Genomic DNA, 25,140 nt, shown 5'->3' on the forward strand with positions numbered 1-25,140 from the left:
CGCCGGTCCCGGGTGGGACCGGCGGCCTCCGCACGTGGGCCGGGCGGGCTCAGTGGCCCTTGCCCCGGCCGGTGAGGGCGTCGCGGAGCCGGTCGACCATGCCGGCGCCCGCGTCCATGATCTTGTTGGCCGGCGGGGTGTCGGGGGCGGAGGGGTGGGGGCGCGTCGGGGCCGTCTTCTTCGCCGTGCGCGCCTTGTCGCCCAGCTTGTCCAGCTGCTCCTGGGTCGCCGCCTGGCGCAGCCGCGGGAAGAGGTTCCGCTCCTCGTCGGCGATGTGGGCGCGGATCTCGGTCATCAGCTCGGCGACGAGCCGGTCGAACTCCGGGTCGTCGGCGGCGCGGCCCTCCAGCGCCTTCATGGTGCGCTCCGCCGCGGAGTGCTCCTCGATCTCCCTGTCGGCGATCTCGTCGCCGTCCGGCAGCAGTTCACGCACCGCCGGGTACAGGTACTGCTCCTCGGCGACGGAGTGCCGCACCAGCTCCATGACGGCCTGGTCGGCGAACTCCCTGCGCCGCTCGTCCCCCACCGGCATGGCCTCGATCCTGCCGAAGAGCTCCTCGACCTCCCGGTGGTCCGTGCTCAGCTCCTGGATGATGTCCCCGCCGTGTCCCATGGCCGGTGTCTCCCTTCCGCCGTCCGTCGCGTACGTCCGCCGGAAGCGGCGGACGCTGCAACGTCTGCCCGGGCTCCGGGACGACTAACGCCCCGGACCCGCCGGCACCCGGCCGGGCCCTCCGCGTCCGGGCATGCCGACGCGGGGCCTGGCCCTCCGGCCGCGGCCCCGCGTCGCCGTACGCACCGCCACCGCCGGCGGCGGTCGCCGGCCGTCCGGCTCACTTCTGGCTGAGCATGCCTTCCCTCAGACGGGCCAGCGCCCTGCTCAGCAGACGGGAGACGTGCATCTGCGAGATCCCGAGCTCGGCTCCGATCTCCGACTGCGTCATGTCGCCGCCGAAGCGCATCTGGAGGATGCGCCGGTCGCGCTCGTCGAGCTGCTCCATCAGCGGCTTGAGGGCGTGGAGGTTCTCCACCTTCTCCAGCGCCGGGTCGACGTCACCGAGCTGGTCGGCCAGAGGGGTGTCCTTGCCCTCGTCGCCCACGGGCAGGTCCAGGGAGCCGGCGACGTAGCCGTTGCTGGCCACCTGCCCCTCGATGACCTCCTCGACCGTGACGTTCATGAACTCCGCCAGCTCCTCGGTGGTGGCGGAGCGGCCCAGCCGGCGGCCGAGCTCCTCGTTCGCCCGGGCCAGCTCGATGCGGAGTTCCTGCAGGCGGCGCGGGACGCGCACGGCCCAGCTGGTGTCCCGGAAGAAGCGCTTGATCTCCCCCACGATGTACGGGACGGCGAACGACGTGAACTCCACCTCGCGGCTCAGGTCGAACCGGTCGATGGCCTTGATCAGACCGATGGTGCCGACCTGCACGATGTCGTCCATGGGCTCCGCGCGGTGGCGGAAGCGGGAGGCGACGTAGTTGACGAGCGTCAGGTTGAGCTCGATCAGGGTGTTGCGCGCGTACTGGTACTCGTGCGTCCCCTCCTCCAGCACCCGCAGGCGCTCGAAGAAGAGCTTCGACAGCTGCCGGGCGTCACGGGGCGCGACCTTGCCCGCGTCCTCGATTCTCGGCAGTTCAGGGGAGGCGGTCTCCTGCTCCTGGTCCGGCAAGACGTCACCGCTCGTCAGCTGAACCTCCGGGCTCAGGCTACGCATCATGCCCTCCTCTTTTGACCTGTCATGTGCAGCACGGCGCGTACCCAGCCCCGAACAGCTCACACGCCCATCCGGGTGAGGTTTTACCCATGCACACACGATGTCTGTTAATCGCCCGGGGTAAACGCCACCATAACGGATTTATTTCTCACACAGTAGAGCTGTGAATAGCATGTCCCAAGCGAACGGGCGCATCACCGGAGCCGCCCGTTCTCCCTCCGGGCCGACGCGACCACCGGCCCGCGGAGGACGGGGGCTCTAGGTTGTGCGTGACGGCCGGTACGGCCGTCATCACGCAGGGCACAGGATCAGGAGGGCCCCATGACCGACGGCCGACCCCGCACCGACCAGGAGGCGCTGTCCGCGATCGACCGCAGCGTTCCCCACTCGGCGCGGATCTGGAACTACTGGCTCGGCGGCAAGGACAACTACACCGCCGACCGCGAGGCGGGCGACCAGTACTGCGAGATCTTCCCCGGGATCGTGGAGATCGCCCGCGCCTCGCGGGGCTTCCTCTCCCGCGCCGTGACCCACCTGGCCGGCGAGGTGGGCATCCGCCAGTTCCTGGACATCGGCACCGGGCTGCCGACCGCCGACAACACCCACGAGGTCGCCCAGCGGGTCGCCCCGGAGGCGAGGATCGTCTACGTCGACAACGACCCCCTCGTCCTGGCCCATGCCCGCGCCCTGCTGTCCTCCACCCCCGAGGGCGCCACCGCCTACATCGACGCCGACCTGCGCAGCCCCGACACCATCCTCGCCGAGGCCGCCCGGACCCTGGACCTCGACCGGCCCGTCGCCCTGATGCTGATGAACATCCTGGGCCACATCGAGGACTACGACGAGGCGCGGTCGATCGTGAGGCGGCTGATGGACTCCCTGCCCTCGGGCAGCTGCCTGGTGCACAACGACGGCACCGACACCAACGAGACGTTCAACCGGGCGCAGCGGTTCTACAACGAGCTGGCCGGGCTGCCCTACCTGCTCCGCACCCCCGAGCAGATCGCCGGGTACTTCAGGGGCCTGGAGGTGCTGGAGCCCGGTGTGGTGCCGGTCTCCCGGTGGCGGCCCGAGGCCCCTCCGACGCGGGCGTCGCTCTCCGGGGGCCTCCCCCCGGCGGTGGACGAGTACGGCGGGGTCGGCGTCAAGGCGTGACGCACGCGGGACGGCCGGGGCCGCCGTGCCCGCCGGACACGGTGGCCCCGGCCGTCCCGTAGGCGGTCCGGGCGGTGGGGCCCGGTGGGCTCAGCGCCTGGCGTGGCGGCCCCGGCCGCGTCCCCGCTCCGGGGCCGCGGCGTCCGCCACGGCCTCGGCCACACCGCGCAGGGGCATGGTGGCGTCGTCGAGGACGGGCTCCGCGGCCGGCGGGAGGACGGGCTCCGCACCGCGCGACTGGCGCCGGGCGCGCAGGAACTCGACGACGATCGGGAGCACCGAGAGCAGCACGATGCCGACCAGGATCAGGTCGATGTGGTCGCGGACGAACTGGATCTGTCCCAGCGCCGCGCCCAGCAGCGTCACGCCCGCGCCCCACAGCACGCCGCCGAGGATGTTGAAGATCAGGAAGCTGCGGTAGTTCATCCGGCTGACACCGGCGATGATCGGCGTGAAGGTCCGCACGATCGGCACGAAGCGGGCCAGCACCAGGGACTTGGGCCCGTGCTTCTCGAAGAACGCGTGGGCCTTCTCCAGGTTCTCCTGCTTGAAGAACCGCGAGTCCGGCCGTCTGAAGAGGGCCGGGCCGACCTTCCGGCCGAACAGGTAGCCGACCTGGTCGCCGACGACCGCCGCGATGACGATCAGGACGCAGACCAGCCACAGCGGATAGTGCAGGTACTGGTCGGTGGCGACCAGCAGGCCGGTGGTGAACAGCAGCGAGTCACCGGGCAGGAAGAAGCCGATGAGCAGACCGGACTCGGCGAAGACGATGCAGAGGATGCCGATCAGACCGAAGGTCTGGATGAGGTGGTCCGGGTCCAGCCAGCCGGGACCGAGCGCGAGGTTCATCACGTAGACATGCTCCTGGGACGGTTGCATGCGCCTGGGGCGAGGCCGTAGGCGCATGTGTCGCCCGGGCGTCGTGGCGCCGGGTGGCGACCACGGCTACAACCTACAACGCGATCGGTGACCGTCCGGTTCCAGGCACCGGAATCCGGAACCGGCGGGCCGCCCGGGACCACCCGTCCGGACAACGCGCCACGGCACCGCCCGGGGGACGGGCGGTGCCGTGGCGCGGTTCCGGGGAGGGCCGCCGCGGGCCGGCGTGCGCGGCCGGCGGGCGGCCGTCCGGGCCCGGGGGCTTAAGGGAGGTACCTCTCGACGGCGGCGGCTCCGTGCTCCTCCAGCTCCCTGCGGGCCTTCTCGATCCGCTCCGGCGTGGGCTCGCGGCCGGACAGCCTGACCAGGTCCTCCGGGTCCACCGGCTGCTCGCTGCCGGTGCGCAGCTGCGTCGGCCGCGGTGCGGAGGACTCTTCCTTGTCGTGTTCACCCTTCACAGCGAGCCTCCTCTGCTCGGTTCCACCCCCGTGAGCGGGGTTATCTGGTGCGTACCCTCACATCTCCGGCTGATTCACCCAGGGTGCCCCGGGGTGCCGTACGGTCACGGCCGGGTTCACTCCGGGCGCGCCCCCGAGACGCGCCCGGCGGCCCTGAGGCGGTCGCGGCCCAGTCTCGCGAGCGCCCCCGCGCCCGCGGCGTACGCCAGCGAGAGGACGGCCGCGGCCTGCGCCGGGTGCAGGGCGGACTCCAGCGTCCGCAGCGCCGCCCGGTGGGCGGCGCCCACCGCCAGCAGTCCGCACACCCCGGCGCCGCCCAGCAGCGCCCCGCCCGCGCCCACCTGCCGCGCGGTGGCCCGCACCCCGTCGCCGAACCCCTGGAAGCGGTCGTGGAACAGCTCGGACGCCTCTCGGGACAACTGCTCCACGGCGTCGGCGAGATGCTCGCCCGCGCTCCCGCTCTGCGGCATCGTCTCCCTCGTCTCTCCGGGCCCCGCCCGGTGTCGTTCCGGTGTCGTGGTCCTTGTCCGACGGGCCCCCGGCGCGGTCCCTCCCCGGCACGGCGCCTCCCGGCCTCCCGGTCCCCCGCGGATGCCCCGTACCCGCCGCGGACCGGACGATGCCCGCCCCCTCCTGCGGGAGTGGGCCGGAACGCCCGTACGCCCCGGCGGACTTCCCGCCGGGGCGTACGGGTGCGGTACGGATCCCGCGCGGACGTTCGCCGAGCGGCGCCGCGGACGGGCTTCCGTCCGGGCGGCCGGGGCTAGTCCCGGCCGCTGGGGTTGTCGTCGGAGAACTTGCGCGTGTCGCGCGGCTCCACGTAGGGCTCCTCGTCCGCCGGCCGGCCGGCCGCGATGGCCCGGCCGCGCTCGATCTCGGCGTTGAACTCCTGGCCCAGCAGGATCACGATGTTGGTGATCCACAGCCAGATCAGGAAGATGATCACGCCCGCCAGGCTGCCGTAGGTCTTGTTGTAGTTGCCGAAGTTGGCGACGTAGAGGGCGAAGGCGGCCGACGCCACGATCCACAGCAGCACGGCGATCAGACTGCCGGGGCTGACCCAGCGGAAGCGGCGCTTGACGTTGGGCGCGGCCCAGTACAGCAGCGCGATCATGAAGGCGACGAGCAGGACCAGCACCGGCCACTTGGCGATGCTCCACACCGTCAGGAAGGTGTCGCCCAGGCCGATGACGTCGCCGGCGCGCTGCGCGAGGCCGCCGGTGAAGACCACCGCGATCGAGCTCAGCGCCAGGATCACCAGCAGGGTCAGGGTGACGCCCACCCGCACGGGCAGCGTCATCCAGATCGGGCGCCCCTCCTCGATGTCGTAGATGGCGTTGGAGGCGCGCATGAAGGCGGCGACGTATCCGGACGCGGACCAGATCGCCAGCGCGAGACCGACGATCAGCGCGATGCCGGCGGCGCCCTGGTTGTTCTGGAGCTGCGTCAGCATGCTCTCGAGGATGTCGCGCGCGGCGCCCGGGGCGATGGTCCCGAGGTTGTCGATCAGGGGCTGGATGGCGGACCGGCCGATCACGCCCAGGATCGACACCAGCGCGAGGAGGGCGGGGAAGATCGACAGGATCCCGTAGTAGGTGAGGGCGGCCGCCCAGTCGGTGACGTTGTCGTCCTTGAACTCGGCGGCCGTGCGCTTCAGCACGCCCTTCCAGGACTTCTTCGGCAGGTCGGTGGGTTCCTCGGGGGCCTGTCCGGCGGAACCGTCCCGCTGGTGCTGCTGGGTCTTGTGCTTCGACATGGTGGCACCTCACCGGGCCCCGGGCGGTCCGCCTCCGCTCATGGACGGGGGCGGACCGCCGCGAGGGCTCTGTCTCAGTGCGCCGAGCCGGGGCTCTGGCGGCGGGTCTCCTCGGCCACGCTCTGCCCGGACTGCCGGGCCTGGCCCTTGACCTCCCCCGCCTGCCCGCGGGCCTCCTCGGCGGTGGTGCGGGCGGCGTCCGTGGCGGTCTCCTTGACCTGCTGGGCCGCCTGCTGACCGGACTGCGCGGCCTCCTCCTTCAGGTGCTGCACCGACTCCGCGGCCGCCTCCTTGACGGGCTCGGCCAGTCCGCTCGCCTTCTCGGAGAGCTGGCCCATCGCCTGCTCCTCCTTCTGCGAGCTGCGCAGCATCGAGGCCGCCAGCATCCCGGCCCCGAAGGCGATCACTCCGGCGGCCAGCGGGTTGCCCTGGGTCTTCCGCGCGGCGTGCTGGGGGGCGGACCTCACCGTCTCGCCGGCCTGCCCGACGCCCTCGCGGGCCTTGTCGGCGGTGTGCTGCGCGGCGTCCGATGTGGTTCCCATGACTCGCTCCCGTACTCCGGTCATCGTGCCGCGCATCCGCTCCTTGCGGCGGCGGACGGCGTGGCGGGGGTTGGCGTGGTCGGCGAGCCTGCCGACGTCCTCCGACAGCTCCTGCCGGGTGGTGTCGATCTGAGCCCTCAGCTCGTCGGGTGACGTGCCCATTCGGCGTCCTCCTTGAGGGTCTGGACGGTGCGTTCCGGCTTGTGGACCTGCTTCATCCTCGAGCGGCCCATCACGTACGTCACGGCGGCGGCCACGCCCCACAGGACGGTGACGATGAGCGCCGCCCAGCCCCAGTCCATGACGTTGGCCAGGCCGAAGGTGAGGGCCAGCGAGGCGAACAGGATGGTCATGTAGCCGGCCAGGCCCGCGGCGCCGTACATGCCGGCCGCCTTGCCCGCCTTGGTGGCCTCCTCGCGGATCTCGGCCTTGGCCAGTTCGACCTCCTGCCGGAACAGCTTCTGGGCGTCCGAGGTGACGGCGGAGAGCAGTTCGCCGATCGAGGCGTCCTCGTCCGTCGTCCCCGTCCGGGGCTCCAGGCCGGCGTCCGGCCGGTGAGCGGTGTGCGCCATGTCAGCCCACCTCCGGACGGCGCGGGACGTCCGTGCCGTAGGTGCCGGTGGCCCCGTAGCTCCCGGTGCCGCCGTAGCCTCCGTACGGGGGCTCCCCGTAGCCCGGCATCTGCCGGACCTGTCCGCCGCCCGTCCCCGTGACGACCGGCGCGCCCGTGGGGGGCGGCGGGTACGCCTCGTACCCCTGGGACTGGTCCTGGGGCCGCCCCTGACCCGAGCCGTTCGAACCGTGCTGGGCGGCCTTGGTGCCCGCCTTGGCCATGCGCCCGATGGCGAAGCCGGCCAGCGCCGCACCCGCCAGGAAGGCGCCCGGGCGACGGCGCGCGAAGGACTCCACGCCCTCCACCAGGCCGCCCACGCCCCGTTCCTCCAGCATGTCCGCCGCGCGGCGGCCGCCGTCGGCGGCCTGGGAGGCCAGGTTCCGCACCGGGGAGTCGGACCGGGTGTTCTCCGCCATGCCTGACAGGTCATCGGCCCACCGGCGTATGGTGTCGGCCGTCCTCCTGGTCTGCGAGTCCGCCTCCTGCGCGGCGCGCTCCTTCAGGTGGCTCGCCACCTCGGCGACCTGGTCTCGGGCCTCGCCCGTCACGTTGCGCGCCTGCTCCCTGGCGCTGCCGGCCACGGTGCCCGCGGCTTCCTTCGCCCGGTCGGCCGTGGCTCGGGTCTCCTGCTTCGCCGCTTGGCCTGTCTGCTGCGCCGGGCTGTTGCCCGTGTTCGGAGATTCACTCACCGGTGCCTCCAGTTGGTCTACGGAATTTGATTTTTGCGGCATATGTGACTAGCGCCTCACAACGGGCGAAGTACCCGACGTTCCGCGCGGCATTCACACGAAGTTCCTTTTGTCCCGCAGGCCGGACGCGGCGCGACGCGGCCGAGGGTCCGCCCGGAAGCGCCTTCGGGGCGGACCCTCGGCCGTGAGGGGCGGCGGATCAGGGGCGGTGGATCAGCGGCGGCGCTTCTTGTCGCCGGTGCCCCTCTCCTCCTCGATGCGCTCCTTGCGCACCTGCCCCTCGACGATCTCCTCGTCGGTGTGCTCGTCGGTCGTCAGGCGCACCCGCTCCACCGGGTGGACCTCGGTCTCGACCACCGGGCGCTCCTCGTGGAGGGTCACCTCGTACTCGCCCTCGGTGATCTCCGGGCCGCGCATGGCCTCGTCGACGTTCTCCTCGGTGATGGGCTCACGCTCGACGCGGACCTCCTCGCGCCGCACGGGCACCGTCTTCTGGACGTTCTCGGTGACCACGTACTTGCGCAGCCGGGCCTTGCCGGCCTCGTGGCGCTCGACACCGACGCGCATCTCCTCCTCGGAGCGCGTCATCGCGTCGTCGCGGTCCCGGCCGCGGATGCCCGCACCCGCCCCGGCCCGGCCCGTCGTCCCGGCACCGGTCTCGGTCCGGCCCGTCGTCGCGGTGCCGGTACCGGTCTCGGTCCGGCCCTCCTGCTGCCCGTACGCGCCCCAGTCGATGCCGTAGTACTGGTACAGGCGCTGCTCCTCCTCCTCGGACAGGTGACCGCCCTGGTCCACGTCGACGTGGGGGGCGTCCTTGACCTGGTCCTTGGAGTACGGCACCTCCAGGTGGTCCTCCACCACGGTCGCGTCGTGGATCGGCACGAAGGTCTCGTGCGTACCGAAGAGCCCGGTGCGGACACTGGCCCACTCCGGCTGGCCCGTGACGTCGTCGAGGAAGACGTGACCCGCCTCTCCGATCTTCTTGCCCTCCGCGTCGTAGACCTGGTGGTCCAGCACCTCGGGTATCTGCTCCCTGGTGATCATGCGGCTCTCCTCGTTGACGGTTCCTCTGGGTCCCGAGCTGCGGGTAACCACCCGAAAGGCCCAGGAAACCGACCAGAGGGATAAATAGGGCGGAAATTCACTATTCACCTTTTCTCGCACCGAGGACCGGCCCGCCCCCGTGTCCGCCCGTGTAACGGGGGAAACGCTGGGTACTCCGATCGACTCGCGACCGACCGGGCCCGAAGGGAGACGCCGCGTGCCGCTCCGGCTCGAGGACTACGCCCTGCTGGGCGACACCCGCACCGCGGCACTGGTGGGCTACGACGGCTCGGTGGACTGGCTGTGCCTGCCCCGGTTCGACTCCGACGCGTGCTTCGCCGCGCTGCTGGGCCGTCCCGAGCACGGCCGGTGGCTGCTCGCCCCCAGCGACCGGGCCCGGCCGACGGCCCGCCGCTACCGGGGCGACAGCGCGGTGCTGGAGACGGAGTACGCCGGCGCCGAGGGCCGGGCCCGGGTGACCGACTGCATGCCCGTCGACGGCGACCACCCCTCCGTGGTGCGCGTCGTCGAGGGCCTGGAGGGGCGGGTGCGGATGCGCTCCCTGATGCGCCTGCGCTTCGACTACGGCCTCACCCCGGCGTGGCTGCGCCCCGAGGGGCGCCGGCTGCGCGCCTACGCGGGGCCGGACGTGGTCACCTTCGACTCCGGCGCGGACTTCACCGTGGACCACGGCGACTGCACGGCGGACTTCACCGTCGGCGAGGGCGATCGGGTGGGCTTCCGGCTGACCTGGAGAGGGCTGCGCCACGGGGAGCCGGACCTCCTCGGGACGGCGGAGCTGGCGCGGACCGTGGCCGCCACCGAGCGGTGGTGGCAGGAGTGGGCCGACCGCTGCACGTACTCCGGCGAGTACCGCGAGGCGGTGGTGCGCTCCCTGGTCACGCTCAAGGCGCTCAGCTACTCCCCCAGCGGCGGCATCGTGGCCGCCCCCACCACCTCCCTGCCCGAGCACCTGGGCGGGGTGCGCAACTGGGACTACCGCTACTGCTGGCTGCGCGACGCCACCTTCACCCTGCTGTCGCTGCTGGACGCCGGGTACGAGCAGGAGGCGGTGGCCTGGCGGGACTGGCTGCTGCGCGCGCTGGCCGGCGACCCGCGGCGGATGCAGATCATGTACGGCGTCGAGGGCGAGCGCCTGCTGCCCGAGGCGGAACTGGACTGGCTGCCCGGATACGAGCACTCCCGCCCCGTGCGCGTCGGCAACGCCGCCTCCGGGCAGCACCAGCTGGACGTCCACGGGGAGCTGATGGACGCCCTGCACCAGGCCAGGGCGCGGGGGGTGCCGCCGGACCCGGACGCCTGGCGGGTCCAGCGGGTGCTGATGGACTTCCTGGAGTCCCACTGGCGCGACCCCGACCACGGCATCTGGGAGGTGCGCGGCCCGCGCCGGGACTTCACCCACTCCAAGGTGATGGCCTGGGTGGCCGCCGACCGGGCGGTCAAGGCGGTGGAGTGCTTCGGCCTGGACGGACCCGCCGACCGGTGGGGGCGCCTGCGGCGGGAGGTCTTCCGGGAGGTCTGCTCGTACGGCTACGACGCCGAACGCGAGACCTTCACCCAGTACTACGGCTCCGCGGAGCTGGACGCCTCGCTGCTGCTCATCCCGTCCGTGGGCTTCCTGCCCGCGGACGACCCCCGGATGAGGGGCACCGTGGCCGCGATCGAGCGGGAACTGCTCCGGGACGGCCTCGTCCAGCGCTACACGATGAGCCGCCACACCAGGGCCGTGGACGGCCTGCCCGAGGGCGAGGCGGCCTTCCTGCCCTGCACCTTCTGGCTGGCCGACAACTACATCCTCCAGGGCCGCACGCGGGAGGGGCGGGAGCTGTTCGAGCGGCTGCTGGGGCTCCGCAACGACCTGGGCCTGCTCTCGGAGGAGTACGACACCGGGCACCGGCGGCTGGTCGGCAACTTCCCCCAGGCCCTCTCCCACATCCCCCTGATCGACACCGCGCAGAACCTGGCCGGGGGCCGGGGCCCGGCCCAGCGCCGCTCCGCCACCGGACGCTCCTGACCCCCGGGCGTCCCGGGCACCCCGGCCGGTCCGGCGGCGATCCGGCCCGGACCGGTGCCTGACCGGTACCGGGTCGGTGACGGGTCGGTACCGTGTGGGTGCCGGACCGGTGGCGGGTCAGTGCCGGGTGAGTTCGACGACCGTCTTGACGTCGTCCGGCTGCCTCTCGAAGGCGTCCGCGAAGGACTCCAGGGGCACCCGGCGGGTGATCAGCGCGTCGAGCCAGCCCCGGTCCGCCTCGGCGAGGGCCGCGGCGGCGGCGGCGTAGTGCTGCCGGTTGGCGTTGACCGAACCGACCACCACGGAGTTGTCCAGCACCAGCTCGCGGTTGAGGTACCCGGCGTCCACCTGCAGCGTGCGCCCGGCGGACGACAGCCCCGTCAGGCACAGCACGCCGTAGGGGTCCATGGCCGACATCACCCCGAAGACCACCGGCGCGGCGCCGGTCGCCTCGATCACCACGTCCGGCCGCACCCGCTCCATGACCCGCTCGGCGTCCGCGCAGTGGTACTCGGCCCCCAGCCGCCGCACCAGGTCGGGCTTGGGGCCGCTCTCCACCCGGTCCAGCACGTGGACCTCCAGGCCGCGCTGGTGCCCGAGCAGCGCGGCGAGCAGCCCGATCGGCCCGGCCCCCGTGACGAGCACCGAGTGCGGGGCGAACCAGGACCGGGCGCCGACGCGCTCCACCTGGTCCCACGCCTTGGCCACCACGGTGGTGGGCTCCATCAGCACCCCGACGTGCTCCAGGCCCGGGTCGAGGCGTACGGCGTAGTCGGCCTCGACGGTCCAGGAGGTCGAGGCGTACCCGTCGAGCCCCTTGATGCCGCGCTCGGTGAACAGCCCGTTGCGGCACATGTCGAAGTAGCCGTGGGCGCAGGCCCCGCACGGCACGGGGTCGGGGCGGCGGACGACGCCGACCACCAGGTCGCCGGGCACCCAGCCGCTGTCGGGCGGCGCCTGGCGCACCCGGCCCAGGGACTCGTGGCCGATCACCAGGCGGTCCCGGTCCGGCGGCGGGGCTCCGTGGCCTCCCGACAGGATCTCGAGGTCGGTGCCGCACACACCGACCGCGAGGCCGTCCACCAGCAGCTCCCCGTCTCCCGGCACGGGGTCGGGGAGGGTGTCGAGCCGCAGGGAGTTCTTCCGGTCGGGGGCCACGGTCAGCGCCTGCACATCCACTCCATACGTCGGGCGGGGTTCGGTGCTTCTCGCTGGTACCCCCGGTACGGGCGGACACGCGCCCCTCACCGCGCCCCGGGCTCCTTCCGGCCACCGCGCTCCCCTCCGCCGCGCCGCCGCCCGCCGCGCCGCGCCGCCGGGACCAGGGCGAGGGCCAGGGCCACGGCCAGGTACGGAACGGCGGCCAGCGCGAGCAGCGGTCCCGGCTCCAGCCGGGCCGACCCCAGCGCGTAGCCGGCGAAGACCAGCACGGACACCACCTCCGAGCCGAAACCCGCGATCGAGGTGACCGTCGCCCTGGACCGGTCCCGGACGCGTTCCTGGAGCCGGGCGTCGGCCGCGACCAGGGCCCACTCGAAGACGCCGAAGGCCGCGGCGACGAGCACCATCCCCGCCGGGTGGCCGCCCGCCGCTCCCGCCGCCAGGCAGCACGCACCGGCGGCCAGCACGGGCGCGAGCCGGCGGGTGCCGCGCCCGGCGCACCAGCCGCCCGCCGCGGCCCCCGCGCTGACCAGCAGCACCAGCAGGGGCACGGAGGACTCCCCGACCCCCGTCGAGGCGGCGAGCAGGGGGACGTACTCGTCCAGCGCCGTGGTCCCCGTCAGCACCGCCGCCAGGAGCAGGGCGCGGCGGACGGCCGGTTCCCGGCGCACCTCCGCCAGCCCCGCGCGCAGCACCCCGCCGGGGGGCCCCTCGTCCTCCTCCCCGCACCGGTCCCCGGCGGGCCGCCGGGTCTCCGGCAGCGACCGCGCCGCCAGCGCCGCCAGCAGGCACGCGGCCACGCTGGCGGCTCCCAGCGCCTCGTAGCCGCCCGCCGCGAGGACGGGCGCGGCCAGGGCCGTGGCCAGGACGACCGCCGTGGTGCGCAGCGCCCGTGAACGGCCCATCAGCCGCTCGTAGTCGCCGGCCGCGCCCGCGCGCGCCGACTCCTCGTGGACGAGCGCCTCCAGGGCTCCCGAGGCCAGGGCGTTGCCGGTGCCCCAGAGCACGAAGCCGACGGCGAACGAGGGGTAGGAGGGCAGGTACGTCCACAGGGCGAAGCCCGCGGCGCCCGGCAGGGAGGCGAGCGTCAGCAGCCGCCTGCGGGAGAAGGTGTCCGCCCAGACCCCGGAGGGCACCTCGAGCACGAACGAGGTGACGGACCAGATGACGAACAGCGAGGAGATCTCCGCACCGGACAGCCCGGTGTCGGCGAACAGCACCGCGTAGACCGGGTACAGCAGGACGAACTCGTCGAGGAAGGCGTAGGCGTACAGCCCACGCGCGAGACGTCGGCGGGAGGGGTTCGGCGGGGGTCAATGTCGTCGGGCCATGTCCGCAGCCTACGGTCTTCCGGGCGCCGCCCGCCAGGGGTTCGCGCACCGCCTCCGTACCGCCGGCCCCACCGCCTCCACCGCCCCGGGCCGGCCGAACGCCCTCCGCGTCCGCCCGGTCCGCGCCACACTGGGGGCATGTGCCGCAGCATCAGGACACTCCGACCGCCCATGGCGCCCGAGGTCGGCGACGAGGACATCCGCGCCGCCGCCCTGCAGTACGTCCGCAAGGTCTCGGGCTTCAGGACCCCCGCCGCCCACAACCGCGCCGCGTTCGAGCGGGCCGTCGAGGCGGTGGCCGAGGCGACGCGGGAGCTGCTGGGCGATCTGGAGGTGCGCGGCCGGGGCGGCCCGGACCGGCAGTCCCCCACCCCCTCCTGACCCCTTCCCGGCCTCCTCCTGCCCCCTTCCGGGCCTCCTCCTGACCCCTTCCCGACCACCGTCCGACCGCCTCCGCGGGGCGGGGGCCGCCGGCGGCCGTCGGCCTAGACTCGTCGCCATGCAGCCGACCGACACCGCCTCCGGCCGCCGCCCCCGCCGCCCCCGCCGCTCCGACGCCACCCGGGCCGCCATCCTGGAGGCGGCCCGGGAGCGCTTCGCCGCCGACGGCTACGACCGCGCCACCATCCGCGCCATCGCCCGGGACGCGGGGATCGACCCCTCGATGGTGATGCGCTACTACGGCAACAAGGAGGGGCTCTTCGCCGCCGCCAGCGAGTTCGACCTGCGCCTGCCCGATCCGGCCGCCGTACCCCGCGGGGAGGTCGGGGCCGTGCTGGTCGGGCACTTCCTGGAGCGCTGGGAGGAGGACGAGGCGCTGACCGCGCTGCTGCGCGTCGGCGTCACCAACGCCGCGGGCGCCGAGCGGATGCGGGCGGTCTTCCAGGGGCAGGTGGGACCGGTGGCGGCGGCGGTCTGCCCCGATCCGGCCCAGGCGGGCGTCCGCGCGGCGCTGGCGGCGTCGCAGATCCTGGGGATGGCGGTGAGCCGGTACGTGCTGCGCCTCCCGCCCGCGGTGGGGATGTCGCGCGCGGAGGTCGTCGCCTGGCTGGCTCCGACGGTGCAGCGCTATCTGACGGCGGAGTCGCCCTAGACCCGGACCGCCCCCGGGTCCGGACCGCTCCGATCCGCCAACGCTCGTTGGCCAACACCTGTTGACTCGACGCCGCCCCGCGCGCCATCCTGTCATCAGGCGTTGGCCAACGCACGTTGGCATCAGACGGAAGAGGTGCTGCCCCATGAGCGGACCCGCCCCATCCCCCGACCCCGCCGTTCCCGCCGCCCCCGCGCTCCCGCACCGCACGGACGTCGTCATCGTCGGCGCCGGGCCCACCGGCCTGGCCCTGGCCGCCCGGCTGGCCGCCGAGGGCGTGGACCTCCTGCTGCTGGACCGGCAGCCGGAGGGCGCCAACACCTCGCGCGCGGGCGTCGTCCACGCCCGCACCCTGGAGGTGCTGGAGCCGGTGGGGGCCGCCGCCCCGCTGGTCGAGCGCGGTCTGCGGCTGACCCGGTTCGGCGTCCGCCGGGGGCGGCGCCGGCTGGCGACCGTGACGTTCGAGGGCCTGCCGACCCCGTACCCGTACGCGCTGATGATCCCGCAGTACGAGACCGAGGCCGTGCTGCTGGAGCGCGTGCGCGCCCTCGGGGGCGCCGCCGCCGCGGCACGCCGCCCGTACACGGTGACCGGCGTCGGGCAGGGGCCCGGCGAGGCGGTCGTCACGGTGGACGGCCCCCGGGGGACGGAGACGGTGCGGGCGGCGTACGTCGTCGGCGCCGACGGGATGCGCAGCACCGTCCGCGAGGCGTCCGGCATCGGCTACCGGGGCGGCCGGTACGCCCAGTCCTTCGCGCTGGCGGACGTGGCGATGGACCGGCGGCCCGTCCGCGAGGAGGTGTCCATGCTGCTCGGCCCGGACGGGCCGATCGTGGTCGCGCCCCTGCCCGGGGACGTCTTCCGCGTCGTGGCCGCCGTGCGCGAGGCGCCCCCGGAGCCGGACGCCGCGTTCGTGCAGCGGGTGCTGGACGAGCGCGCGGGCGGGCAGTGGCGGATCGGCGAGCTGATGTGGAGTTCGCGCTTCCATGTCCACCACCGGATCGCCGACCGCTACCGGTCCGGGAGGGTCCTGCTGGCCGGCGACGCCGCCCACGTCCACAGCCCCGCCGGGGGCCAGGGCATGAACATCGGCATCCAAGACGCCTGCTCCCTGGGGCGGGCGCTGGCCGACGTCCTCCTCCGGGACGCGGACCCGGAGGTCCGGCTGGACGCCTACGAACGGGAGCGCCGCCCGGCCGCCGAGCGCGTCATCGCCTTCACCGACCGGCTCACCCGGGCCGCCACCGTCCGCTCCCTGCCCGCCCGCGCCGGCCGCGACGCGCTGCTGCGCCTGCTGGGCCACGTCCCCGCCTGGCGCACCCGCCTCGCCGCCGAACTGGCCGGGCTCCGCCGCTGAGGCGGACCCCGGCGGACCGCCCCCGCGCACCGGGCCCCGGCCGGCCGGAACGCCGTCCGTTCCCCGGTGGGGCGGCGCGGGCTACCGGCCCGTGGAGCCGTCGATGCGCTCGCGCAGGATGTCGGCGTGGCCCGCGTGCCGGGCGGTCTCCTCGATCATGTGCACCAGGACCCAGCGCATCGTCGGCGGCGGGGTCTCGCGCAGCGACCGGGCTCCCGGCCGGTCCAGCCGGTCGCAGGCCGCGACGACGGCGTTCGAGCGCCCGGCGGCCTCCCGGTAGGCGCGGAGGAGCTCCTCGGCCGTCTCGCCGGGCGCGGGCGGCGCGCCGTCGTCCAGGGGATCGTCCCCCTCGCCCGCGTACGCCCAGACGAACCAGTTGTGCTCGGTCGCCGTCAGATGCCTGACCAGCCCCAGCAGGCTCGTGCCGGACGGCACCCCCGCCGCGCGGGCCGCCTCGTCCGGCACGCCGGCGGCCTTGGCCGCGACCGCCTCCCGCAGGTAGTCGAGGAAGGCCAGCAGGGTGGTCCGTTCGTCGGCTTCGAGCCCCGGGGGCCGCACGTCGCCGCGCGGCCCCTCCGCCGTGCCCGCCGTGCCGTCGGCGCCCGTGGCGTCTGCGGTGCTCGCGGGGTTCGCAGGGTCCGTGGGGTTCGCAAGGTCCGCGGTGTCCGTCATGCGGCGACCCTAGCCGTCGTACGCCCCCCGGGGGGTGCGGAGCCGGGGCGGCCGTCAGGCCAGCAGCGCGTGCAGCGAGGCGGTCATCGCGGCGACGAACGCGTCCCTGGTCCCGGCGTCCACCCTCTCCAGCGACAGGTAGGGGTTGAGGTCCTCCAGCTCCACGAGCAGCAGGTCCCCCTCCGCCGTGCGGCAGGCGTCCACGCGCTGGATGCCGTGGTCGATGGCGTTCCACTCCACGAACCGCCGGGCGAAGGCCAGGTCGTCCGCCGTGGGGCGGTACGGCTCCAGCTCCCAGCGCCGCGCGGGGTCGGGGGCGTACAGGGCGTACTGGAAGGCGCGGTCGACGAAGTAGAACGACACCTCGTGGCGGAAGTCGATCCTCGGCTGGACCAGCAGGCCCGCGTCGATGTCGAGGGCGAGCCCGGCGAGCCGGTCCGCGGGGACGACCTCCAGGCCGATGGAGTCCGCGCCGAGCTCGGGCTTGACGACGTACTCGGCCGCCGGCGGCAGCCGGTCCAGGTCCTCGCGGCGGTCCACGGTGGGGATGACCGGCTCCCCCGCCGCGCTCAGCTCGGTCAGGTACCGCTTCCCGACCATGTCGGCCCGGCCCGACAGCTCGTTGAAGACCCGCGTCCCCCGCTCCAGCGCCCGGGCGCGGAAGTCGTCCCACTCGGCCCGGTGGTGCAGGACCGGGCCGCTGTTGCGCACGACGACCGCGTCGAAGGCGTCCATCAGCGCCACGGTGTCGCGCGGGTGGCAGAGCGCGATCCGGAAGTCCTCGCGCAGACGGCCCGAGAGGTGGACGTCCTCGTCGCCGTAGCGGCGGCCCCGGGCCTCGTAGGCGAGGTCCGTGACGTAGAGCAGTGCGGGTTTGCGGTGCATGGTTCCGTCCCTGTCGTGTGTCGGCATCCGAGAAGCTACCCGTCGCCGCTTCCGCGGCCGGACGCCGGCGGTCCGCGCTCCGGCGCGCCCGCGCACGACCGCGTCCGGGCGTCCCCGGGCGTCCTTGGGCAGAGCAGCGGAAATGTGCTAAATCACTCTTCCGCCGCTTTCGGCCCACTCGACCCTCTGTGAAGCTTGATGGACACACGGTGACAAACCCATCGCCACACAGGGAGTTGACCCATGGTGCTGTCGATCTCCGGTGTCCTGCTGTTCGGAGTGATCGTCTTCCTGTTCTTCCGCAAGGACAACCTCAAGCTCTCCCACGCCATCGTGTGCGCCCTCTTCGGGTTCTACCTGGCGGGGTCGGCGATCGCCCCCGGCATCCAGGCGGGCGGCGCGACCCTCGCCAACCTCATCGGGAACATCCCCTTCTAACCCCTCCGGGCCCCTCCGATCTCTCCGGGTCTCTCCGGGTCTCCCCGGCGCTCCCGGACCCCGGGGAACCGGCCTCCCTCACGACCTCCCACGACCCCCCGCGACCTCCCACGACCCGCAGGACCTTCGAGCCCCAGGGCTCCGGACGGCAGGAGAATCGGCGTGGCCTGGCGGCCCCTCCCCCCGGCACTCACCCCGCTGCACGCTTCCCACCCCCACCCCGCACCGGACGCCGCCGCCCCGCCGGCACGCGGACGGGACCTGCTGCGGACGACGGCGGACCACGCCCTCGGCGTGCTGCACCCCGTGGTCGTGGCCGCCCGCGGCCTGGGCCGTCTCGCCTCGGCGGTGCGGCGCCGGTGGGCGCGGACGCCCCGGGAGCGGCGGGGCCCGGTGCTGTTCGCGGTGACCGCCTGCCTGCTGGCGCTGTGGCTGACCCCGTACGGGCCGCTGCTGGGGGCGGTCGCGCTGGCGGGCGCCGTGGTCTGGCAGGGCCGCGACCGGGCCTCGGACGCCGCCGACGGCGGGCCGGGCGAGGCCGAGCGCGCGCGGTTGCAGACCCTCTACGAGGCGCTGGTGCCGCACCTCTCCCTCCCCGGCGACCCCCGTCCACAGCCCCTGTACGCCCACGACGGCGACTGGCGGCGGGCGTTCACCGACTTCGCGTTCACCGCTGAGGGGCGGCTGGCCCGGCTGCGGCTGCGCTACCCGCCGCACTTCGGGGACGGCGACCCGGAGGCCCGGGCGCGCCTCCAGGGGCTGCTGTGCGCCAAGGCGGGACGGGGCCGGGAGTACCACTTCGCCTGGGACGAGGAGCTGGGCGAGCTGACCCTGACCGCGCTGGCCCCGCTGCCCACCGGCATCTGCGCGCAGCGCTTCGTCACCGCGCCGGGCGAGACCGTGCTGGGCTTCACCGACCTCCACACCGTCCAGCGCACGGTGCCGGTGGTCGAGGACGGCGGCGAGCGGCTGGACGTGCCCCCGGTGGTGTGGCGCACGGGTCCGCGCTCCACCGAGCCGCACCTGCTGGCGCTGGGCCACCCGGGCTCGGGGACGACCACGCTGCTGCGGTCGGTCGCCCTCCAGTCCCTGCGCCAGGGCGAGGTCTTGGTCGTGGACGGCGGCGGCGCCGGCGAGTACGCGTGCCTGGCGGGGCGCGGCAGGGTGCTGGCGGTGGAGTCCACGCTGGCCGGCGCGCTGTCGTCGCTGGAGTGGGTGGTGCGGGAGACCGAGCGCAGGCTGCTGGCCGCCAACCGCGCCCGGCAGACCGGCCGGGACGTGCCGGAGGAGATCTGCCGCCCGCTGTGGGTGCTGGTCGACCGGCCCTCGGTGCTCAGCCACCTGGCGCGCTCCGAGGGGCAGCGCGACCCGCAGGACCTGCTCCAGGTCCCCCTGCGGTACGGGCGCGCGGTGCGGGTCACCGTGGCGCTGGCCGACCAGTTCGAGGGCGCCGGCAGCCTCTCCGAGGCCGTCCGCGCGTACACCCGGGCACGGGTGGTGCTCGGCGCGGCGACACCGCAGGAGGTGCGGGCGGTGCTCGGCGAGGCGCCGGCCACCACGCCGCCGCCGGATGTGCCGCCGGGGCGCGGTTACGCCCGGCTGGGCTCGGGTCCGGTGCACCGCCTCCAAGTGCCCGCCGCCCCGGACCCGTACGACGAGGAGTCGGCCGAGTCGCAGCGGCGGGCGGTCCTGGAGCTGCTGCCGGAGCCGGTGGCCGCGGCGGGCCGGCGGCCGGTCCGCTGACGCCCCGCGCCCGGGCGGCGGGGTGCCGGACTCGCGCGGCGGCCCGGACGACGGCTCGGGCCGCCCCTCGGGCCACCGCTCGGGCCGCTCCTCAGGCGACGAAGCTGCGCGGGGTGTCGGTCTCGGCGCTCCGCCCGTCGGCGACCAGCCGCGCGGCCGCGGCCAGCCGGGCCGCGGCCTCCCCGGCGACGGGGCCGGAGACCGTGAACGGCAGCCGCACGTAGCCCTCGAAGGCGCCGTCCACGCCGAAGCGCGGCCCGGAGGGGACGCGCACCCCCAGCCGCTCCCCCGCCTCGGCGACCCGCGAGCCGGACAGGTCGCCGGTGCGCACCCACAGGGTGAGGCCGCCGCGCGGGACGGTGAACTCCCAGTCGGGCAGGTGCTGTCGGACGGCCTCGACGAGGGCGTCGCGGTTCTCCCGGGCCCGCTCGCGGTGGACGGCCATGGCCAGGTCCCAGCCGCTCCCCCCGGCGCCCTCCGCCAGCAGCCAGGCGACGGCGAGCTGCTCCAGCACGGGGCTGCCGAGGTCGGCGTAGACGCGGGCGGCGATCAGGCTGCGGATGGTCTCGGGGGCGGCCCGGATCCAGCCGATGCGCAGCCCCGCCCAGATGGCCTTGCTGGCCGAGCCGACGGTGACGACGGTCGAGCCGCCGGAGTCGAACGCCGCCACCGGCCGCGGCATCGGCTCCCCGGACGGGGCGTCGAGGTCGAGGCCGGACATGGTCTCGTCCACCACCAGCACGGCGCCCGCGGCGCGGGCGGCGGCCACCAGCTCGCGGCGCTGCTCCTCGCCGGCCAGCGCGCCGGTGGGGTTGTGGAAGTCGGCGATGACGTACGCCATCCGCGGCGCGGCGTCGCGCAGCACACGGCGCCAGGCGGGCAGGTCCCAGCCGGTGAGCCCCTCCCCCATCGCGACGGGCACCAGCCGGGCGCCCGCCTCGCGCAGCAGTTGCAGGACATTGGCGTACGAGGGGTGCTCGACGGCGACGCGCTCGCCGCGCGGCACGAACAGACCGCGGATGGCGGCCACCGCGCCCATGGCGCCGGTGGTGATCATGATCTGCTCGGGCATCGTCGGGACGCCGCGGGCGGTGTAGCGGTCGGCCAGCGCCTGGCGCAGGACGGGCAGCCCCGCCGGGTAGTCGCCGTGGGTGTGGGCGTAGGGCGGCAGATCGGCCAGGGCGCCCTGGAAGGCCCGGGTGAGCCAGGGCTCGGGGGCGGGGAGGGCGGCGCAACCCAGGTCGATCATGGTCCCGGCGGCGTCCGGCGGCAGGGGCAGCAGCCCGCCCGACGGCAGGGGGTTGCCGGCGGGCAGGGCCGTCCAGCTCCCCGCGCCGCGCCGCGACGCCAGGAAGCCGTCGGCGCGCAGCGCCTCGTAGGCGGCGGCCACGGTGGTGCGGCTGACGGACAGGGCGGCGGCCAGCTCGCGCTCGGCGGGCAGCCGGGCGGCGACGGGGACACGGCCTTCCAGCACCAGCAGGCGCACGCCGTCGGCGAGGGCGCGGTAGGCGGGCATCCGCCGGGCGCCGGCGGCCTCGACGCGGTGGGAGGCCAGGAGGCGGGCGAGCTGAGGCGCCCCGACCGCCGAAGTCCACTGAGCCATCAGTTGAGTCCACCTTCTTGGAATTGGCCATGGTTGCGGACCGCTTGCATGCCACAGAGTGTCACGCATCAGTCCACCGCGCCAGAAAGGACGGTCCGTTGTCCGTTTTCAGGGGTTCCAGCGATTCCAGCGGTTCCGGTGGTTCCAGGGGTTCCGGCGGTTCCGCTCATTCCGGGGAACCGGGGGATCCGGAGGGCTCCGGGAGTTCCGGCGGCTCCGCCGGCCTCGTCCGCCGCCTCGTACGGCTCTACGCGGGCCTGGTGCTCTACGGCGCCAGCCTGGCGCTGATGGTGCGCGCGGACCTCGGCCTCGGCCCGTGGGACGTCTTCCACCAGGGCGTCTCCGGGCACTCCGGACTGACCATCGGCACCGTGGTGATCATCACCGGCGCGGCCGTGCTGCTGCTGTGGATACCGCTGCGGGAGCGGCCCGGTCTGGGAACCGTCTCCAACGTGATCGTGGTGGGCCTGGCGATGGACGGCACCCTGGCCGCGCTGCCGGAGCCGGACGCGCTCGCGGTGCGGGCGCCGCTGCTGCTGGCCGCGGTCGTGCTGAACGGGGTCGCGACCGGCCTGTACATCACCGCGCGTTTCGGGCCGGGGCCGCGCGACGGCCTGATGACCGGTCTGCACCGGGTCACCAGGCGTTCGGTGCGCCTGGTGCGGACGGGCATCGAGCTGGTCGCCCTGGCCACCGGCTTCCTGCTGGGCGGCACGGTGGGCGTGGGCACGGTGCTCTACGCCCTGGCGATCGGTCCGCTCTCCCAGTTCTTCCTGAGGGTCTTCGGGGCGCCCGCCCCCGCCCGGACGGACGACGGCCGCGACGACGGCCATGGCAGCGGCCGCGACGGCGGCCATGGCGGCGGCCACCATGGCGGGGGCGGCGCGGAAAGCGGTACGGAAGGCGGTACGGAGGACAGCGCGGAAAGCAGCGCGGCGGACAGCGCGGCGGACCGCCCCGGAGGGCGCGGGCGGCTGCGCGCCATACTGCGTCCATGACGGCATCGGCCCCTTCCGCCCCGCGTCCCGCCCACCCCTTCTTCGACCACCCCGCCCCCCTGGCCTTCGCCCACCGGGGCGGGGCGGCCGAAGGAGGGGCGGCCCCCGAGAACACCCACGGCGCCTTCGCACGGGCGGTGGGGCTGGGCTACCGCTACCTGGAGACCGACGTGCACGCCACGGCGGACGGGAGGCTGGTCGCCTTCCACGACGCCACGCTGGACCGGGTGACCGACGGCGGCGGGGCGATCGCCTCCCTGCCCTGGTCGGAGGTACGGCGGGCCCGGGTGGGCGGCCGCGAGCCGGTGCCGCTCTTCACCGACCTGCTGCGGGCCTTCCCCCACGCCCGCTGGAACATCGACGTCAAGGCGGACGCCGCCCTGGCCCCGCTGCTGGAGGTCCTGGACTCCGCCGGCGCCTGGGACCGGGTGTGCGTGGGGGCCTTCGACGAGTCCCGGGTGGCCCGGGCCCGGCGCCTGGCGGGCCCGCGGCTGGCCACCTCGCTGGGCACGCGCGGCGTCCTGGGACTGCGGCTGCGCTCGTACCGCCTGCCGGGCGCGGTCAGTCGCGACGCGCTGTGCGCGCAGGTCCCGGTGCGGCACGGCGGGATACCGGTGGTGGACCGGGCGTTCGTGCGCCACGCCCACCACAGGGGCCTCCAGGTGCACGTGTGGACGGTCAACGATCCGGAACGGATGAGGGCGCTGCTGGATCTGGGCGTGGATGGCATCATGACCGATCACATCGAGACACTGCGCACGGTGCTGGCCGAGCGGGGGGCCTGGGTCTGACGTCCGACGCGGCCGGAGCCGCCGGACGGCCCGGTCCGCCCGCCCGCGACCGCCTGCGTACGGAAGGACGAGGGGGCGCGGGTGGGCACCGAGACCGCTGCGGGGGCCGGGGACACCGGGGAGAACACGGGGGCCGGGGACGGCGCGGGCGGCTTCGCCGGGGCCGCCGAGCGGCGCCGCGAGCAGCGCGGCTGGTACTTCTACGACTGGGCGGTCTCCGTCTTCTCCACCAGCGTGCTCACCGTCTTCCTCGGCCCGTACCTGACCTCGGTCGCCGAGGCCGCGGCGGACGGCGCCGGCTACGTCCACCCCCTGGGCATACCGGTCCGCGCGGGCTCGTACTTCGCCTACGCCGTCTCCCTCTCGGTGCTGCTGTCGGTGCTGGTGATGCCGCTGGCCGGGGCGATCGCCGACCGGTCGGGCCGCAAGAAGCCGATCATGGGCGTGTTCGCCTACCTGGGGGCCGCGGCCACCACGGGGATGTTCTTCCTGGAGGGCGACCGCTACCTGCTGGGCGGCGCGCTGCTGGTGGTGGCCAACGTCTCCTACGCCACGGCCGTGGTGGTCTACAACTCCTTCCTGCCGCAGATCGCCACCCCCGCGGAGCGGGACGCGGTCTCCTCCCGCGGCTGGGCCTTCGGCTACGCCTCCGGCTCCCTGGTCCTGGCGGCCAATCTGGCGTTCTTCCTCGGGCACGAGTCGCTGGGCGTGGACGAGGGCACGGCGGTACGGATCTGCCTGGCGTCGGCGGGCCTGTGGTGGGCGGTCTTCGCGATCATCCCGCTGCGGCGGCTGCGCGAGCGGCCCGGCGCCCACGCCGGCGCGGCCGGCGGCGGGGGGATGTCCCTGCGCGGCGGCTGGCGGCAACTGGCCGGAACGCTGCGCGACCTGCGGCGCTACCCGCTGACCCTGATGTTCCTGCTGGCCTACCTCCTCTACAACGACGGCGTGCAGACGGTGATCACCCAGGCCTCGGTCTTCGGCTCCCGGGAACTGGGGATGGACCAGACGACCCTGATCGGCGCGATCCTGCTGGTGCAGGTCCTGGCGGTGGCGGGGGCGCTGCTGCTGGGGCGGCTGGCGGTGCGCTACGGCGCCAAGCGCACGATCCTGGGCTCGCTGGTGGCCTGGACGGCGACGGTGGGGGCCGGATACGTGCTCCCCGCCGGGGAGCCCGTGTGGTTCTACGTGCTGGCCGCGGCGATCGGGATGGTGCTGGGCGGCACGCAGGCGCTGTCGCGGTCGCTGTACGCGCAGCTGGTGCCGCCGGGCAGGGAGGCGGAGTACTTCTCGCTGTACGAGGTGAGCGACCGCGGCACGAGCTGGCTGGGTCCGCTGGTGTTCGGGCTGACCTACCAGCTCACCGGCAGCTACCGGGACGCGATCATCTCGCTGGTCGTCTTCTTCGTCCTGGGTTTCTTCCTGCTGCTGCGGGTACCGGTCAGACGAGCGGTGGCGGCGGTGGGTGCCGCGGCGCCGGATCGGATTTAGGCCATCGGGCGAAGGGCGGGTAGTGTACGCCTGCAACTCGTCGGATGGACCGTTACTGCATGCCAAAGATAGGCGAACGTTACGTTGCGTCCCTGCCGGATGTGACAAAGCGGGCAGCTGCGGGTACCGCATATTCGACGAGGCAGCGGCACGACGGGCGACGCATGTCCCAGATCGGGAATCTTCACCGCCGACCGGACGTTGACCGGATGACGACGACAGCGACACCTGTCCTGTGGGCGACAAGCCCGGGAGGCACGATTCATGAGTGAGCGAGCTCTGCGCGGCACGCGACTCGTGGTGACCAGCTACGAGACCGACCGCGGTATCGACCTGGCACCGCGCCAGGCCGTGGAGTACGCATGCCAGAACGGTCATCGCTTCGAGATGCCGTTCTCGGTTGAGGCCGAGATTCCGCCGGAGTGGGAGTGCAAGGTATGCGGAGCCCAGGCCCTCCTGGTGAACGGCGAGGGGCCTGAGGAGAAGAAGGGCAAGCCCGCGCGGACGCACTGGGACATGCTCATGGAGCGGCGCACCCGCGAGGAGCTGGAGGAGGTGCTGGCCGAGAGGCTGGCGGTCCTGCGCTCCGGGACCATGAACATCGCGGTGCACCCGCGGGACAGCAAGCGCAAGTCCGCCTGACGGCGGCGGCGCGGCGCACACGAGGACGGAGGCGCGAGGGTCCGGCCACCGG

General features: G+C 74.3%; 25 protein-coding genes and 1 pseudogene. 11 read left to right on the forward strand and 15 right to left on the reverse strand.

The features are described 5' to 3' along the window. Nucleotides 1-49: 49 nt before the first annotated feature. Together QC029_RS28140 and QC029_RS28145 are read right to left on the reverse strand one after the other, a co-directional pair. A complete protein-coding gene (locus QC029_RS28140; RefSeq protein ID WP_279558648.1) occupies nucleotides 50-613 on the reverse strand; it encodes a hemerythrin domain-containing protein in 564 nt (187 codons plus the stop codon). A gap of 220 nt (nucleotides 614-833) precedes the next feature. Continuing rightward, the gene (locus tag QC029_RS28145; protein WP_279558667.1) at nucleotides 834-1,709 is read right to left on the reverse strand and encodes an RNA polymerase sigma factor SigF; all 876 of its coding nucleotides are present in this window, start codon (nucleotides 1,707-1,709) and stop codon (nucleotides 834-836) included. Nucleotides 1,710-2,030: 321 nt separating this feature from the next. Here QC029_RS28145 and QC029_RS28150 point away from each other — a divergent pair, with 321 nt between their 5' ends. Further along, the gene (locus QC029_RS28150) at nucleotides 2,031-2,864 is read left to right on the forward strand and encodes an SAM-dependent methyltransferase (protein ID WP_279558649.1); all 834 of its coding nucleotides are present in this window, start codon (nucleotides 2,031-2,033) and stop codon (nucleotides 2,862-2,864) included. Nucleotides 2,865-2,954: 90 nt separating this feature from the next. On the opposite strand, the gene QC029_RS28155 is transcribed toward QC029_RS28150, so the two are convergent. The 8 genes from QC029_RS28155 to QC029_RS28190 all read right to left on the reverse strand — a co-directional run bounded on the left by QC029_RS28155 (nucleotide 2,955) and on the right by QC029_RS28190 (nucleotide 8,848). Continuing rightward, the gene (locus QC029_RS28155) at nucleotides 2,955-3,716 is read right to left on the reverse strand and encodes a DedA family protein (RefSeq protein ID WP_279558650.1); all 762 of its coding nucleotides are present in this window, start codon (nucleotides 3,714-3,716) and stop codon (nucleotides 2,955-2,957) included. A gap of 293 nt (nucleotides 3,717-4,009) precedes the next feature. Next, nucleotides 4,010-4,204, reverse strand: coding sequence for a hypothetical protein (locus QC029_RS28160; protein WP_279558651.1), 195 nt, complete (start codon nucleotides 4,202-4,204; stop codon nucleotides 4,010-4,012). Nucleotides 4,205-4,320: 116 nt separating this feature from the next. Beyond that, on the reverse strand, nucleotides 4,321-4,674 hold the full coding sequence (locus tag QC029_RS28165) for a phage holin family protein (protein WP_279558652.1): 354 nt from the start codon (nucleotides 4,672-4,674) through the stop codon (nucleotides 4,321-4,323). Nucleotides 4,675-4,967: 293 nt separating this feature from the next. Then, nucleotides 4,968-5,960: a YihY/virulence factor BrkB family protein gene (locus tag QC029_RS28170; RefSeq protein ID WP_279558653.1), complete on the reverse strand. Its 993-nt coding sequence runs from the start codon at nucleotides 5,958-5,960 to the stop codon at nucleotides 4,968-4,970. Nucleotides 5,961-6,034: 74 nt separating this feature from the next. After that, nucleotides 6,035-6,664, reverse strand: a complete 630-nt coding sequence (locus tag QC029_RS28175) for a DUF3618 domain-containing protein (RefSeq protein WP_279558654.1) — start codon at nucleotides 6,662-6,664, stop codon at nucleotides 6,035-6,037. Then, nucleotides 6,640-7,074, reverse strand: coding sequence for a phage holin family protein (locus QC029_RS28180; protein ID WP_279558655.1), 435 nt, complete (start codon nucleotides 7,072-7,074; stop codon nucleotides 6,640-6,642). The genes QC029_RS28175 and QC029_RS28180 overlap by 25 nt, the downstream gene beginning before the upstream one ends. A 1-nt stretch (nucleotide 7,075) precedes the next feature. Further along, complete coding sequence (locus QC029_RS28185; protein ID WP_279558656.1) at nucleotides 7,076-7,804, reverse strand: hypothetical protein; 729 nt, start codon at nucleotides 7,802-7,804, stop codon at nucleotides 7,076-7,078. Nucleotides 7,805-8,017: 213 nt separating this feature from the next. Further along, complete coding sequence (locus tag QC029_RS28190; RefSeq protein WP_279558657.1) at nucleotides 8,018-8,848, reverse strand: PRC and DUF2382 domain-containing protein; 831 nt, start codon at nucleotides 8,846-8,848, stop codon at nucleotides 8,018-8,020. A gap of 217 nt (nucleotides 8,849-9,065) precedes the next feature. Here QC029_RS28190 and QC029_RS28195 point away from each other — a divergent pair, with 217 nt between their 5' ends. Beyond that, nucleotides 9,066-10,883, forward strand: a complete 1,818-nt coding sequence (locus tag QC029_RS28195) for a glycoside hydrolase family 15 protein (RefSeq protein WP_279558658.1) — start codon at nucleotides 9,066-9,068, stop codon at nucleotides 10,881-10,883. 117 nt (nucleotides 10,884-11,000) lie between these two features. On the opposite strand, the gene QC029_RS28200 is transcribed toward QC029_RS28195, so the two are convergent. Next, nucleotides 11,001-12,056, reverse strand: coding sequence for a glucose 1-dehydrogenase (locus QC029_RS28200; RefSeq protein WP_279558659.1), 1,056 nt, complete (start codon nucleotides 12,054-12,056; stop codon nucleotides 11,001-11,003). Nucleotides 12,057-12,127: 71 nt separating this feature from the next. Further along, on the reverse strand, nucleotides 12,128-13,318 hold the full coding sequence (locus tag QC029_RS28205) for an MFS transporter (protein ID WP_279558668.1): 1,191 nt from the start codon (nucleotides 13,316-13,318) through the stop codon (nucleotides 12,128-12,130). A gap of 228 nt (nucleotides 13,319-13,546) precedes the next feature. On the opposite strand from QC029_RS28205, the gene QC029_RS28210 reads away from it, so the two are divergent. The 3 genes from QC029_RS28210 to QC029_RS28220 all read left to right on the forward strand — a co-directional run bounded on the left by QC029_RS28210 (nucleotide 13,547) and on the right by QC029_RS28220 (nucleotide 15,825). Next, on the forward strand, nucleotides 13,547-13,756 hold the full coding sequence (locus QC029_RS28210; protein WP_279558660.1) for a DUF2277 domain-containing protein: 210 nt from the start codon (nucleotides 13,547-13,549) through the stop codon (nucleotides 13,754-13,756). A gap of 118 nt (nucleotides 13,757-13,874) precedes the next feature. Continuing rightward, complete coding sequence (locus QC029_RS28215; RefSeq protein WP_279558661.1) at nucleotides 13,875-14,468, forward strand: TetR family transcriptional regulator; 594 nt, start codon at nucleotides 13,875-13,877, stop codon at nucleotides 14,466-14,468. 145 nt (nucleotides 14,469-14,613) lie between these two features. Next, entirely contained in the window at nucleotides 14,614-15,825 is a 1,212-nt protein-coding gene (locus QC029_RS28220) for an FAD-dependent oxidoreductase (protein WP_279558662.1), read from the forward strand. Nucleotides 15,826-15,906: 81 nt separating this feature from the next. Here the strand turns inward: QC029_RS28220 and QC029_RS28225 are convergent, their stop codons facing one another. Together QC029_RS28225 and QC029_RS28230 are read right to left on the reverse strand one after the other, a co-directional pair. Then, nucleotides 15,907-16,497 carry a DinB family protein gene (locus QC029_RS28225; RefSeq protein WP_336621618.1) on the reverse strand — a complete coding sequence of 197 codons (591 nt, stop codon included), beginning with the start codon at nucleotides 16,495-16,497 and terminating at the stop codon, nucleotides 15,907-15,909. 54 nt (nucleotides 16,498-16,551) lie between these two features. Beyond that, nucleotides 16,552-17,382 carry a hypothetical protein gene (locus QC029_RS28230; protein WP_279558663.1) on the reverse strand — a complete coding sequence of 277 codons (831 nt, stop codon included), beginning with the start codon at nucleotides 17,380-17,382 and terminating at the stop codon, nucleotides 16,552-16,554. A 243-nt stretch (nucleotides 17,383-17,625) separates the two neighbouring features. Here QC029_RS28230 and QC029_RS28235 point away from each other — a divergent pair, with 243 nt between their 5' ends. Together QC029_RS28235 and QC029_RS28240 are read left to right on the forward strand one after the other, a co-directional pair. After that, nucleotides 17,626-17,820 carry a hypothetical protein gene (locus tag QC029_RS28235; protein WP_093656496.1) on the forward strand — a complete coding sequence of 65 codons (195 nt, stop codon included), beginning with the start codon at nucleotides 17,626-17,628 and terminating at the stop codon, nucleotides 17,818-17,820. A gap of 198 nt (nucleotides 17,821-18,018) precedes the next feature. Beyond that, nucleotides 18,019-19,563, forward strand: coding sequence for a hypothetical protein (locus tag QC029_RS28240; RefSeq protein WP_279558670.1), 1,545 nt, complete (start codon nucleotides 18,019-18,021; stop codon nucleotides 19,561-19,563). Between the two features lie 91 nt (nucleotides 19,564-19,654). On the opposite strand, the gene QC029_RS28245 is transcribed toward QC029_RS28240, so the two are convergent. Continuing rightward, a complete protein-coding gene (locus QC029_RS28245; RefSeq protein WP_279558664.1) occupies nucleotides 19,655-21,166 on the reverse strand; it encodes a PLP-dependent aminotransferase family protein in 1,512 nt (503 codons plus the stop codon). A gap of 287 nt (nucleotides 21,167-21,453) precedes the next feature. Here QC029_RS28245 and QC029_RS28250 point away from each other — a divergent pair. The 4 genes and pseudogenes from QC029_RS28250 to QC029_RS28265 form a co-directional block, all read left to right on the forward strand. After that, nucleotides 21,454-21,951: pseudogene (locus tag QC029_RS28250) on the forward strand (YitT family protein); the annotation flags it as partial. A 209-nt stretch (nucleotides 21,952-22,160) separates the two neighbouring features. After that, nucleotides 22,161-22,955 (forward strand): glycerophosphodiester phosphodiesterase, encoded by a 795-nt coding sequence (locus QC029_RS28255; protein WP_279558665.1) that lies wholly within the window; start codon nucleotides 22,161-22,163, stop codon nucleotides 22,953-22,955. Between the two features lie 81 nt (nucleotides 22,956-23,036). Further along, nucleotides 23,037-24,446: an MFS transporter gene (locus QC029_RS28260; RefSeq protein ID WP_279558666.1), complete on the forward strand. Its 1,410-nt coding sequence runs from the start codon at nucleotides 23,037-23,039 to the stop codon at nucleotides 24,444-24,446. A gap of 264 nt (nucleotides 24,447-24,710) precedes the next feature. Continuing rightward, nucleotides 24,711-25,088, forward strand: coding sequence for an RNA polymerase-binding protein RbpA (locus QC029_RS28265; protein WP_093656502.1), 378 nt, complete (start codon nucleotides 24,711-24,713; stop codon nucleotides 25,086-25,088). Nucleotides 25,089-25,140: the final 52 nt, after the last annotated feature.

The sequence above is a fragment of the Streptomyces sp. DH37 genome (assembly GCF_029813835.1).
Classification (GTDB): domain Bacteria; phylum Actinomycetota; class Actinomycetes; order Streptomycetales; family Streptomycetaceae; genus Streptomyces.

Bases quoted from the DNA above. Each gene is read 5' to 3' on its own strand.
- QC029_RS28140 (WP_279558648.1), bottom strand. From the start codon at position 613: ATGGGACACGGCGGGGACATCATCCAGGAGCTGAGCACGGACCACCGG.
- QC029_RS28145 (WP_279558667.1), bottom strand. From the start codon at position 1,709: ATGCGTAGCCTGAGCCCGGAGGTTCAGCTGACGAGCGGTGACGTCTTG.
- QC029_RS28150 (WP_279558649.1), top strand. From the start codon at position 2,031: ATGACCGACGGCCGACCCCGCACCGACCAGGAGGCGCTGTCCGCGATC.
- QC029_RS28155 (WP_279558650.1), bottom strand. From the start codon at position 3,716: ATGAACCTCGCGCTCGGTCCCGGCTGGCTGGACCCGGACCACCTCATC.
- QC029_RS28165 (WP_279558652.1), bottom strand. From the start codon at position 4,674: ATGCCGCAGAGCGGGAGCGCGGGCGAGCATCTCGCCGACGCCGTGGAG.
- QC029_RS28170 (WP_279558653.1), bottom strand. From the start codon at position 5,960: ATGTCGAAGCACAAGACCCAGCAGCACCAGCGGGACGGTTCCGCCGGA.
- QC029_RS28175 (WP_279558654.1), bottom strand. From the start codon at position 6,664: ATGGGCACGTCACCCGACGAGCTGAGGGCTCAGATCGACACCACCCGG.
- QC029_RS28180 (WP_279558655.1), bottom strand. From the start codon at position 7,074: ATGGCGCACACCGCTCACCGGCCGGACGCCGGCCTGGAGCCCCGGACG.
- QC029_RS28190 (WP_279558657.1), bottom strand. From the start codon at position 8,848: ATGATCACCAGGGAGCAGATACCCGAGGTGCTGGACCACCAGGTCTAC.
- QC029_RS28210 (WP_279558660.1), top strand. From the start codon at position 13,547: ATGGCGCCCGAGGTCGGCGACGAGGACATCCGCGCCGCCGCCCTGCAG.
- QC029_RS28215 (WP_279558661.1), top strand. From the start codon at position 13,875: ATGCAGCCGACCGACACCGCCTCCGGCCGCCGCCCCCGCCGCCCCCGC.
- QC029_RS28220 (WP_279558662.1), top strand. From the start codon at position 14,614: ATGAGCGGACCCGCCCCATCCCCCGACCCCGCCGTTCCCGCCGCCCCC.
- QC029_RS28225 (WP_336621618.1), bottom strand. From the start codon at position 16,497: ATGACGGACACCGCGGACCTTGCGAACCCCACGGACCCTGCGAACCCC.
- QC029_RS28230 (WP_279558663.1), bottom strand. From the start codon at position 17,382: ATGCACCGCAAACCCGCACTGCTCTACGTCACGGACCTCGCCTACGAG.
- QC029_RS28235 (WP_093656496.1), top strand. From the start codon at position 17,626: ATGGTGCTGTCGATCTCCGGTGTCCTGCTGTTCGGAGTGATCGTCTTC.
- QC029_RS28245 (WP_279558664.1), bottom strand. From the start codon at position 21,166: ATGGCTCAGTGGACTTCGGCGGTCGGGGCGCCTCAGCTCGCCCGCCTC.
- QC029_RS28255 (WP_279558665.1), top strand. From the start codon at position 22,161: ATGACGGCATCGGCCCCTTCCGCCCCGCGTCCCGCCCACCCCTTCTTC.
- QC029_RS28265 (WP_093656502.1), top strand. From the start codon at position 24,711: ATGAGTGAGCGAGCTCTGCGCGGCACGCGACTCGTGGTGACCAGCTAC.